At 44.9% G+C, this 11,138-nt stretch carries 8 protein-coding genes; 7 read left to right on the forward strand and 1 reads right to left on the reverse strand.

Annotated features, from left to right (window positions below; genetic code table 11):
* Positions 1-5 precede the first annotated feature (5 nt).
* From pyrC to pyrE, 7 genes are read left to right on the forward strand one after another with little or no spacing between them, the layout of a single operon-like run.
* Positions 6-1,286, forward strand: a complete 1,281-nt coding sequence (pyrC, locus tag FN960_RS11100; protein WP_143848795.1) for a dihydroorotase — start codon at positions 6-8, stop codon at positions 1,284-1,286.
* Positions 1,283-2,371, forward strand: a complete 1,089-nt coding sequence (gene carA / locus FN960_RS11105) for a glutamine-hydrolyzing carbamoyl-phosphate synthase small subunit (RefSeq protein WP_143848796.1) — start codon at positions 1,283-1,285, stop codon at positions 2,369-2,371. Before pyrC ends, carA begins: the two co-directional genes overlap by 4 nt.
* A 19-nt stretch (positions 2,372-2,390) precedes the next feature.
* Entirely contained in the window at positions 2,391-5,588 is a 3,198-nt protein-coding gene (gene carB, locus FN960_RS11110; RefSeq protein WP_143848797.1) for a carbamoyl-phosphate synthase large subunit, read from the forward strand.
* Positions 5,589-5,600: 12 nt separating this feature from the next.
* Positions 5,601-6,380 carry a dihydroorotate dehydrogenase electron transfer subunit gene (locus FN960_RS11115; protein ID WP_143848798.1) on the forward strand — a complete coding sequence of 260 codons (780 nt, stop codon included), beginning with the start codon at positions 5,601-5,603 and terminating at the stop codon, positions 6,378-6,380.
* Positions 6,377-7,306 carry a dihydroorotate dehydrogenase gene (locus FN960_RS11120; RefSeq protein WP_143848799.1) on the forward strand — a complete coding sequence of 310 codons (930 nt, stop codon included), beginning with the start codon at positions 6,377-6,379 and terminating at the stop codon, positions 7,304-7,306. The genes FN960_RS11115 and FN960_RS11120 overlap by 4 nt, the downstream gene beginning before the upstream one ends.
* Positions 7,291-8,004: an orotidine-5'-phosphate decarboxylase gene (gene pyrF / locus FN960_RS11125; RefSeq protein WP_143848800.1), complete on the forward strand. Its 714-nt coding sequence runs from the start codon at positions 7,291-7,293 to the stop codon at positions 8,002-8,004. Before FN960_RS11120 ends, pyrF begins: the two co-directional genes overlap by 16 nt.
* A complete protein-coding gene (gene pyrE, locus FN960_RS11130) occupies positions 8,001-8,642 on the forward strand; it encodes an orotate phosphoribosyltransferase (protein WP_143848801.1) in 642 nt (213 codons plus the stop codon). The genes pyrF and pyrE overlap by 4 nt, the downstream gene beginning before the upstream one ends.
* A gap of 777 nt (positions 8,643-9,419) precedes the next feature.
* Here pyrE and FN960_RS11135 read toward each other — a convergent pair.
* Positions 9,420-11,135 (reverse strand): Rqc2 family fibronectin-binding protein, encoded by a 1,716-nt coding sequence (locus FN960_RS11135; RefSeq protein ID WP_143848802.1) that lies wholly within the window; start codon positions 11,133-11,135, stop codon positions 9,420-9,422.
* Positions 11,136-11,138 lie beyond the last annotated feature (3 nt).

Here is an 11,138-nt window from a genome sequence, read left to right on the forward strand (position 1 = left end):
TGAATATGGGAACAGCACTTGTAAATGGAATGGTTTTGGACACTGAAGGAAAGCAGATCCAAAAGGATGTGTATCTAATTGATGGCGCAGTGAGATATGAGGCAGCCTCTAACCAAATTACAGAAACAATTGATCTTGCAGGTAAGCTTCTGTTGCCAGGTCTGATAGATGCCCACGTTCATTTAAGGGAGCCGGGTGGTGAGCAAAAGGAAACGATTGAGACTGGAACAAAAGCGGCAGCAAAAGGTGGGTTTACAACTATTGCACCGATGCCAAATACCAGACCTGTACCGGACACACCCGAGCAGCTTGAATGGGTTGTAAATCGTGTAAAGGAAACAGGCTCTGTACGAGTTCTCCCATATGCAGCCATTACAACGAGACAGCTTGGTCAGGAATTAACAAATTTTCATGGCTTAAAAGAAGCAGGAGCGTTTGCTTTTACCGATGATGGAGTTGGAGTTCAGTCTGCGGGAGTCATGCTTGCTGCGATGAAACAGGCGGCTGCAGTTGATATGGCGATTGTTGCACATTGTGAGGATAATACATTAATCCAAGGTGGGTCTGTGCACGAGGGCACCTTCTCCAAAGAGCAAGGGTTAAACGGGATTCCATCGGTTTGTGAATCCGTGCATATTGCAAGAGATGTACTGCTTGCCGAGGCAGCAGGTGCACACTATCATGTCTGTCATATTAGTACCAAGGAATCTGTGCGTGTCGTACGTGATGCAAAAAAAGCGGGTATTCGTGTGACGGCGGAGGTTACTCCTCATCATTTACTTCTATGTGATGAAGATATTCCATCCCTCGATACAAACTATAAAATGAATCCGCCACTCAGAGGCCGGGCTGATCGTGAAGCCTTAATCGAAGGCTTACTTGACGGCACGATTGACTTTATTGCTACTGATCATGCTCCTCATACAGAATCAGAAAAAGCGACAACCATTGAAAAGGCTCCGTTTGGCATTGTTGGCTTGGAGACAGCTTTCCCGCTTCTATACACTCATTTAGTGCAAAAAGAAGTGATGAGCTTAAAGCAGTTAGTCGATTGGCTAACGGTGAAACCAGCGCAAACGTTTGGCCTAACTGGTGGCACATTAAATGACGGGGTAGCTGCAGATATTACGGTTATTGACCTAGAGCAGGTTGAGCCCATTCAAAAAGAGACCTTTGTCTCTAAAGGCATAAATACACCGTTTGAAGGCTGGGAATGTAAGGGCTGGCCAGTACTCACTTATGTAGATGGACATTTGGTTTGGGAAAAGGGGACGGTAACGCTATGAAAAAGCAATTAATCTTAGAAAATGGTGCAGTGTTTGAAGGTGTTGGTTTTGGCGCCGATTTGGCAATGAGTGGTGAGGTAGTGTTTAATACGGGCATGACAGGCTATCAGGAAATTCTCTCAGATCCATCCTATTGCGCGCAAATCGTCACGTTAACCTATCCATTAATCGGGAATTACGGTATCAACCGGGATGATTTTGAATCAATTAGCCCGGCAATCCATGGATTAATTGTGCGTGAAGTAGAGCTTGAGCCAAGCCACTGGCGAAGTGAAGAATCACTCGATACACTACTCAAAGCTAAGGGCATCCCTGGACTTTCAGGTATCGACACGCGTAAATTAACACGAATGATTAGAGAAATAGGCACGTTAAAGGGTCGTATTTGCTCCATGGAGGTCGATGTAAATCAGGTTGTACAAGAGCTTCTAGGTATGCCAGCTATTAAGAACCAGGTAGAGACAGTGTCTACAAAGGACCCTTATCATGTTCCTGGAAAGGGAGACCGGGTTGTATTAATTGATTGTGGGATGAAACATGGCATTCTCCTTGAGTTGATCGAACGAAATTGCGACGTCGTTGTTGTTCCATATCATACACCAGCAGATGAGATTATTCGCCTAGGGGCGGATGGAGTTTTAGTTAGTAACGGACCAGGTAACCCAGAAGATGTGCCTGAAACGATCGAAACCGTTAAAAATTTGCTCGGTGAGGTGCCGATATTTGGTATCTGCCTTGGACACCAGCTTCTTGCCTTAGCCTCTGGAGCAACAACAAGTAAGCTAAGATTTGGGCACAGAGGATCTAACCACCCTATCCGTGAGCTTGCAACGGGTGCGATTGATATTACAGCACAAAATCACGGGTATACCGTAGATGCTGATTCGCTTGAAGGAACCAATCTTAAAGCTACACATATCGCTGTGAATGATGAAACGATTGAAGGCTTAGCTCATATTCATTATCCAGCTTTTAGCGTGCAATACCATCCAGAGGCGTCCCCAGGACCAGAGGATGCAAACCATTTATTTAATCAATTTATGAACATGATGAAGACCACTCAAGCAGAGAAGGTACTAGCGTAGGATAAAGGGGATGAGCAGCGTGGGCAAACGTACAGATATAAATAAAATTTTGGTAATTGGATCAGGACCAATCGTGATTGGTCAGGCAGCGGAGTTCGATTATGCAGGTACTCAGGCATGCCAAGCGTTAAAAGAAGAAGGATACGAAGTGATTTTAATTAACTCCAACCCAGCAACGATTATGACGGATACTGCGATGGCGGATCGGGTGTATATAGAACCAATTACGCTAGAGTTTGTTAGTAGAATCATTCGTCAAGAGCAGCCGGACGGTATTTTAGCTACGCTCGGAGGACAAACTGGCCTGAATATGGCGATGGAGCTTGATCAATCGGGCATACTCGAAACCTATGGAATTGAGCTACTTGGTACAAAGCTAGATGCAATTCAACAGGCTGAAGATCGTGAGCAATTTAGAGCCCTAATGTATGAGCTAAACGAGCCCGTACCAGAAAGTGAAATTGTCCACACATTAGACGAAGCACTTCAATTTGTCCAGAAAATTGGCTATCCAGTTATCGTTCGCCCGGCCTACACTCTCGGAGGAACAGGCGGAGGCATTGTTCACTCAGAAGAAGAACTGATTGAAATTGTAACTAGCGGGCTAAAATACAGTCCGGTCACGCAATGTTTGGTAGAGAAAAGTATTGCCGGCTTCAAAGAAGTAGAATATGAAGTCATGCGCGACAGAAAGAACCAAGCAATTGTAGTCTGTAATATGGAAAACTTTGATCCAGTTGGCGTTCATACTGGAGACTCGATTGTTGCTGCGCCTAGCCAAACCTTAACCGATCGCGATTACCAAATGCTACGTAACTCATCTTTATCTATTATTCGAGCGCTAGGTATTGAAGGGGGTTGTAACGTTCAGTTTGCCTTAGATGCCGATAGTAACGACTATTATATTATTGAAGTAAACCCGCGTGTCAGTCGTTCCTCTGCGCTAGCTTCTAAAGCGACGGGCTATCCGATTGCTAAGATGGCTGCCAAGATTGCGGTTGGCTATAGCTTGGACGAGCTTAAGAACCCAATAACAGGCACCACCTATGCCAGCTTTGAACCTGCACTAGATTATGTTGTCACTAAAATCCCGCGCTGGCCTTTCGATAAGTTTGAAGCAGCTAACCGCCGATTAGGAACTCAAATGAAAGCAACAGGAGAGGTTATGGCGATTGGCCGCTCGTTTGAAGAGTCGATCCTAAAAGCAGTGCGCTCACTAGAAGCTGGATATGATCATTTAATAGATGTGGACATGCCTGCACTCGCGACAGAGGCGTTACTTGCTAAAATTGCCCGCCCAGATGACCAACGGATGTTTGCGATCGCTGAGCTGTTAAGACGAGGTGTAGAGCTTGAACAGATTCATAGCGTAACGAAGATTGACTACTTCTTCTTACAAAAGCTTTCTCGTATTGTGCAAGTTGAGCATCAGCTTTTAGATAACCGCAGCGATACTGAGCTATTATACAAAGCCAAACGGATGGGCTTTGCAGACTCGTATATCGCACGGATTTGGGGAATGGAAGAAGCGGAGCTCTACAAGCTGCGTAAGGAAGAAGGCATTCAGCCTGTTTATAAAATGGTTGATACGTGTGCTGCAGAGTTTGAATCTAGCACGCCTTATTTCTACGGAACATATGAAGAAGAAAATGAATCCATTCGCTCAAATAAAAAGAGCATCCTTGTTCTCGGCTCTGGACCAATTCGCATTGGACAAGGAATTGAGTTTGATTATGCAACAGTTCACTCTGTATGGGCAATTCGCGAGGCAGGCTATGAGTCGATTATTATGAATAACAATCCAGAAACAGTTTCTACGGACTTTAGCACATCCGATAAGCTCTATTTTGAACCTTTAACGGTTGAGGATGTCATGCATGTCATTGATTTGGAGCAGCCTGAAGGTGTCATTGTCCAGTTTGGTGGACAAACAGCAATAAACCTTGCCGATGCTTTGGAAGCACGAGGTGTACGGATTATCGGAACCTCTCTTGAGAATATGGATCGCGCCGAAAACCGCGATAAATTTGAACAGGCCTTGCTAGAGTTAGACATCCCACAGCCACTTGGTCGCACAGCCACCTCAGTAGAGGAAGCTGTTTTAATAGCTACAGACATTGGTTATCCGGTGTTGGTTCGACCTTCGTATGTACTTGGAGGGCGAGCTATGGAAATAGTCTACAAAGAGGCAGAGCTCTTAAACTACATGGCAAACGCTGTGAAAGTGAATCCAAAGCATCCAGTGCTGATTGACCGATATTTAACTGGTAAAGAGCTTGAAGTAGACGCTATCTCTGATGGAGAAAATGTCTTTATTCCAGGCATTATGGAGCATATTGAACGGGCGGGTGTACACTCAGGCGATTCGATTGCGGTGTACCCTTCACAATCCGTGCCAGAGGAGTTAAAACAACGTCTGATTGATCGCACCATTGCCATAGCAAGAGGACTCAAGATCATTGGATTGCTCAACATCCAGTTTGTTTGGCATAAGGATGATGTTTATGTACTTGAAGTCAACCCAAGATCCAGTCGTACTGTTCCTTTTTTAAGCAAAATTACGGGTGTGTCGATGGCGAATGTAGCCACGAAGGTTATGCTTGGAAAGAAGCTGCCTGAGCTAGGCTATGAAACAGGTTATCAGCCTGAGCCTAAAGAAGTTTCCGTAAAGGTTCCCGTATTCTCCTTTGCGAAGCTGCGTCGAGTTGACATCACACTCGGACCTGAAATGAAGTCTACGGGTGAGGTAATGGGACGCGATACAACGCTAGAGAAAGCATTGTATAAAGGTCTAATTGCTTCTGGAATGAAGATTCCTACTCACGGCTCAGTATTATTCACGATTGCTGATAAAGACAAAGAAGAGGCCATGACCTTAGTTCATCGTTTCCACCGCATTGGATACAGCTTGCAGGCTACAGCGGGTACAGCGAAGTGGATTAAAGATGCAGGCATCCCTGTTACGGTCGTCAACAAAATTGGAGAGGAAAAACCTCATCTCCTGGATACCATTCGCCAAGGTCAGGCACAATTTGTTATCAATACACTCACGCGAGGTAAACAAACAGCACGAGATGGCTTCCGTATTCGTCGCGAGTCCGTAGAAAATGGCATTGTGTGCTTAACATCTATCGATACAGCTGACGCACTTTTAAGAGTATTGGAATCTATTACGTTCTCTTCAGAGTGCATGCCGGCCATGCAAACACAAGCTTAAGGAGGTACACACATGAAAAAAAGGGGAACACTTGCGATTGTTGAACAAAAACAGATCGCTCGTAATATTTTTGAATTAACGTGTGCTGGAGAGCTAGTGCAAGAAATGCGTGAGCCTGGTCAGTTTGTCCATGTGAAAATTGATAATTATGATGACCTGCTTTTGCGACGTCCGATTAGCATATGTGATGTCGATGTAGAAACGGGACAAATGAAAATGATTTACCGAGCAGAAGGGCAAGGAACCACACGCCTGTCTGCTAAACATCGGGAGGCAGAACTAGATGTGCTAGGACCACTGGGTAATGGTTTTCCGCTTGAGGAAGCACAGCCGGGTGAATCTATTTTGCTTGTTGGTGGAGGCATTGGAGTGCCCCCCCTGTATTATCTTGGTAAAGAGCTTAAGAAAAAAGGCGTTCCTGTTACGACAGTGCTTGGATTCCAATCAGAGCAAGATGTTTTTTATGAGCAAGAATTTGCGGAACTCGGTCCTGTTCATATAGCTACAGTTGACGGTTCATATGGATTTAAAGGATTTGTTACCGATGCAATCGATGCAGCCGAGCTAACTTTTGATGTTCTCTATTCCTGTGGTCCAACACCCATGCTAGCTTCTTTAACAAATAGGTATCGTAATAGAAGGGTGTATCTTTCGTTAGAGGAACGAATGGGCTGTGGTATTGGTGCCTGCTTTGCCTGTGTGTGCCACGTGGAATCAGATCCTGATGGCGCAGTGTATCGCAAGGTATGTACGGACGGACCCGTATTCCCTGTTGGGGAGGTTGTTTTATGAGTCGCTTACACGTAGAATTACCCGGCTTATCTATGAAAAACCCAATTATGCCTGCGTCTGGTTGCTTTGGATTCGGTAAAGAATACGCCGAATTTTATGATTTAAGTGAGCTCGGTGCGATTGCCATTAAAGCAACTACAGCAGAGCCGAGATTCGGAAACCCTACACCTCGTGTAGCAGAGACAAAATCTGGCATGCTGAACGCCATTGGCTTGCAGAATCCAGGCTTACATGCCGTTATTAAAAACGAACTGCCTCGACTTGCAAATTATGATGTCCCTATTCTTGCAAACGTTGCAGGATCTGAGATGGATGACTATATTGAAGTCGCCGAGACGATTTCAAAAGTTGAAAATGTGCATGCACTTGAGCTGAACATTTCCTGTCCAAATGTTAAAAAGGGCGGCATTGCGTTTGGTACCATTCCCGAAGTGGCTGCTGAGTTAACAAGAGAAGTGAAACGCGTATCCTCCATCCCGGTTTATGTTAAGCTTTCACCAAACATTGCCGACATTGTCTCGATGGCAAAAGCTGTAGAGGCAGCGGGTGCAGATGGATTATCAATGATTAACACATTGCTAGGATCAAGAATTGATATCCGTACCAGAAAACCGATTTTAGCCAATCAGTATGGCGGATTATCTGGACCGGCCATCAAACCGGTCGCTATCAGAATGATTCATCAAGTCAGTCAGGCTGTTGATATTCCCATTATTGGAATGGGGGGTGTACAAACGGTTGAGGATGTCATCGAATTTTTACTAGCAGGCGCAAGTGCCGTAGCGGTTGGTACAGCTAACTTTGTGGATCCAACCATTTGTCCAACCTTAATCAAAAAGCTACCAAATATGCTAGACGAACTAGGTGTAGATACAGTTGAAGAACTTATCGGAGGGAGCTGGAGGGAAGCATGCAGCATCCATTAATCATTGCGCTAGATTTTGATCATCGTCAAAAAAGATTGAACTTCTTAGAAGGCTTTGGCGAGGAAACACTCGATCTAAAAGTTGGAATGGAGGGATTTTACCGCGAAGGAATTCCTCTCATTGAAGAACTAAAGCAACAGGGGCATCGCATCTTCCTTGATTTAAAGCTTCATGATATCCCAAATACGGTTGGACGAGCGATGCGAGCGTTAGCAGAGCTGGAGATTGACCTTGTGAATGTTCATGCAGCTGGAGGCAAAAAAATGATGGCTGCTGCACGAGATGGACTAGAAGCAGGAACACGTGCTGGCAAGTCCAGACCGAGGTTAATAGGGGTTACTCAATTAACAAGTACAAGTGAGCAAATGCTAACAGATGAGCTACTCATTAGGGACTCTATGCAAGAAACCGTCACTCATTACGCAAAACTAACTGCTGATGCAGGACTCGATGGAGTTGTGTGTTCAGCACTTGAGGTTGATACCGTGCACCAAGCATGTGGAAAAGACTTTTTAACCGTCACACCGGGTATTCGTCTAGCTACAGATGATATAGGAGACCAGCACCGAGTGGTTACACCTGGACAAGCTAAAAGCTACGGAAGCTGGGGCATAGTGGTGGGCCGAAGTATCACACAAGCATCAGATCCGCAAGCAGCCTATCAAAGAATGAAACAGGAGTGGGAGGGTCAGTCATGACAAACAAAACATCCATCGCACAAAAACTACTATCTATTCAAGCAGTCAGTTTAAAACCAACCGAGCCCTTCACATGGAGCTCAGGCATGAAATCACCAATCTATTGCGACAACCGCCTAACCTTATCGTATCCTGCCGTCAGAAAAGAAGTCGCGCAAGGATTAGCAGACCTTATTCAAACGAATTACCCTGAAGTAGAGGTGATAGCAGGTACCGCAACAGCTGGTATTCCACACGCTGCCTGGGTCAGTGAGCTACTTGATCTACCAATGATCTATGTACGAGGCAGTGCAAAAGGGCACGGCAAGCAAAAACGGATTGAAGGCAAACTAGAAGTAGGGCAGAAGGTAGTTGTGATTGAAGACTTAATCTCAACAGGTGGAAGTTCACTCTCAGCTGTAGAAGCCATTCGTGAAGATGAAGGAGACGTGTTAGGAGTAGCCGCTATTTTTACATACGAACTAAAAAAAGCAGACGGTCGACTAGCCGCTGAAAATGTTACAGCACACGTATTGACTGACTATACAACGTTGATTCAAACCGCAAAAGACCTTGAAGTCATTTCAGAGAATGAACAAGCGATGCTGAAAGCTTGGAGAGATGATCCTGAGTCTGAGGCGTGGATGGAAGTAGAATAATAACTTAAAAATAAAGCCCGTGCCACAGGATGAGTGTGGTGCGGGCTTGTTTTATAGAGAGAGGGTTCTTGGAAAAGGGGATGGTTCTTGGTAAAAGAACGAATCGTCTTGGTGCTGCGTCCATCTTTCTTGGTAAGAGGGGTTTGTTCTTGGAAAAAGAGCCAATCGTCTTGGTGCTGCGTCCATCTTTCTTGGTAAGAGGGGGTTGTTCTTGGAAAAGGAGCCGATCATCTTGGTGCCGCGCCCATCTCTCTTGGTAAGAGGGGATGGTTCTTGGAAAAAGAGCCAATCATCTTAGTGCGGAGTCGATCTTTCTTGGTAAGAGGGCTTTGTTCTTGGTAATAGAGTCAATCATCTTGGTACGAAGCCCACCTTTCTTGGTAAGAGGGGATGGTTCTTGGAAAAAGAGCCAATCGTCTTAGTGCTGCGTCCATCGCTCTTGGTAAGAGGGGTTTGTTCTTGGAAAAGGAGCTAATCGTCTTGGTACCGCGCCGATCTTTCTTGATAAGAGGGGATGGTTCTTGGTAAAAGAGTCAATCACCTTAATGGCGCGCCCATCTCTCTTTATAGAAGTACTTAAGCTCTTAATAAAGACACCCCACCCCACAAGCGGCCAAAATGGGAGGATTGACACCTGCGGGATAAAAAGGTTTCATTGAGACAAGTCGACGTAATCGGATTAGCTCAATACCTGCCCGCGGTAAGCATGCCCGCCATTTTGGTAGCGAAAGAGGATAGTCCCAGTTAGGTCTATCCTCAAATAGTAATTGATCTTTCCTACCTCGCCCGAAGCCGCATAACCTGATCCTCATCCGGCGTCACAAACACAGTCGTTTGCTTGTCATACGTAACATACCCTGGCTTAGATCCATTCGGTTTCTTAACAAACCGGATACGCGTGTAATCCACTGGCACAGAGGAAGAGAGTCTCGCTTTGCTATAAAACGCAGCAACCACGGCGGCTTCCTTAATCGTTTCCTCGTCGGGTTCAAGTGAGCGCACGACAACATGCGATCCTGGAATATCCTTTGTATGCAGCCAGATCTCGTCTTGCCGAGCTAGGCGATTGGTCAGATATTCATTTTGCGTATTGTTTTTCCCCACCAAAAATTCGATACCAGCTGAAGAAAGATATTTTTCGAGCTGTGGCTTTGTTTCTTTTTTCTTTTTGTGCGGCTTCTTAGATTGTCTTCGTTTGATATAGCCTTCTCCCATGAGTTCTTCACGTATTTCCTCTAAGTCTCGTGGGGAGGCACTTTCCATTTGCTGTAGTAGTCCATCAAGGTAGTCCATCTCTTTTTCTGTTAGCTCTAGCTGATGCTCTACGGCTTTTACAGAGTTTTTAGCTTTGTTATAGCGTTTAAAGTAAGCTTGTGCATTATCTGATGGGCTTTTTAAAGGGTCAAGCTCAATCTGAATCATCCCAGCCTCTTCATCATAGTAATCAATGACTTCAACCGAAGCATCACCTTTTTTGATCTGATATAGATTAGCCGTCACTAATTCACCGTACTTTTGATAAAGGGCAGCTTGGTCAGCTGACTTCAGTGTCTGGCGAAGTTTTTTGAGCTTTCGCTTATTTTTTTGCCATTCATTTCGGAGGAAACGCTCTAAATCAAACGCCTGCTGACGAACACGGTCCCGTTCAGCTTTTCCATAAAAAAAGCGATCGAGCAATTGGCTAACCGTTGCGAATTGGAGTCTCTTACCTTCAATGTGTGTTAACGGAAGCACCGAAAAGTACTCTTTCCGTTCGGTCATTACCATCTCTGGTTGATACTCATGCTTCACAACGGGTGCAAGGACACGAGAGAAAGCATCGGGTAGAGTTTGTCGGTTGGCTAAGCCTGATTGAGAAACGATTTCCTCAGCTAGTAACGGTGACAATCCGGCAAATTGATCAACTAATTGCTGAGAAAGTTTACCTGAATTAAAGTCAATATGTTTAAGTACGTCATCAGCGTCTGCTTTTGTGACATCGAGTTTATGTTGTTCAGGGGGACGCTTGTAAGCTTGCCCGGGCCCAACTGTTCGATAGCTGCTTTGATCTAGACGTACATGCTTAATACTATCTATGATGACCTCTGATTCAGGGTCAACTAAGATGATGTTACTGTGACGCCCCATAATTTCAATAATTAGGCGGCGCTCTTTCTCGTCACCTAGCTCATCTCTATTTGAAATAACCATATGAATGATTCGATCCATTTGTTCTTGCTTAATAGAACGGATAATGCCTCCCTCTAAATGTTTACGTAGAAGCATACAAAACATTGGAGGTACCGATGGATTGTCGTATTTTTCAGCAGTTATATGTGCGCGTGCAAAAGATGCGTTCGCAGACAATAACAGTGAATGATTTTGACCATTCGCTCTAATTGTAAATACAAGCTCTGTTTTATACGGCTGATAAATTTTAGAAATTCGGCCATTGGCCAATTGATCTGATATTTCATGAACCACTGCTCGTGTCATGACCCCATCAAAGGACATGCT

The organism is Alkalicoccobacillus porphyridii, assembly GCF_007293315.1.
GTDB lineage: Bacteria > Bacillota > Bacilli > Bacillales > Bacillaceae_D > Alkalicoccobacillus > Alkalicoccobacillus porphyridii.

What these genes read in the sequence shown, in the direction of transcription:
- pyrC (WP_143848795.1), top strand. Translation starts at nt 6, where the DNA reads ATGGGAACAGCACTTGTAAATGGAATGGTTTTGGACACTGAAGGAAAG.
- carA (WP_143848796.1), top strand. Translation starts at nt 1,283, where the DNA reads ATGAAAAAGCAATTAATCTTAGAAAATGGTGCAGTGTTTGAAGGTGTT.
- FN960_RS11115 (WP_143848798.1), top strand. Translation starts at nt 5,601, where the DNA reads ATGAAAAAAAGGGGAACACTTGCGATTGTTGAACAAAAACAGATCGCT.
- FN960_RS11120 (WP_143848799.1), top strand. Translation starts at nt 6,377, where the DNA reads ATGAGTCGCTTACACGTAGAATTACCCGGCTTATCTATGAAAAACCCA.
- pyrF (WP_143848800.1), top strand. Translation starts at nt 7,291, where the DNA reads ATGCAGCATCCATTAATCATTGCGCTAGATTTTGATCATCGTCAAAAA.
- pyrE (WP_143848801.1), top strand. Translation starts at nt 8,001, where the DNA reads ATGACAAACAAAACATCCATCGCACAAAAACTACTATCTATTCAAGCA.
- FN960_RS11135 (WP_143848802.1), bottom strand. Translation starts at nt 11,135, where the DNA reads ATGTCCTTTGATGGGGTCATGACACGAGCAGTGGTTCATGAAATATCA.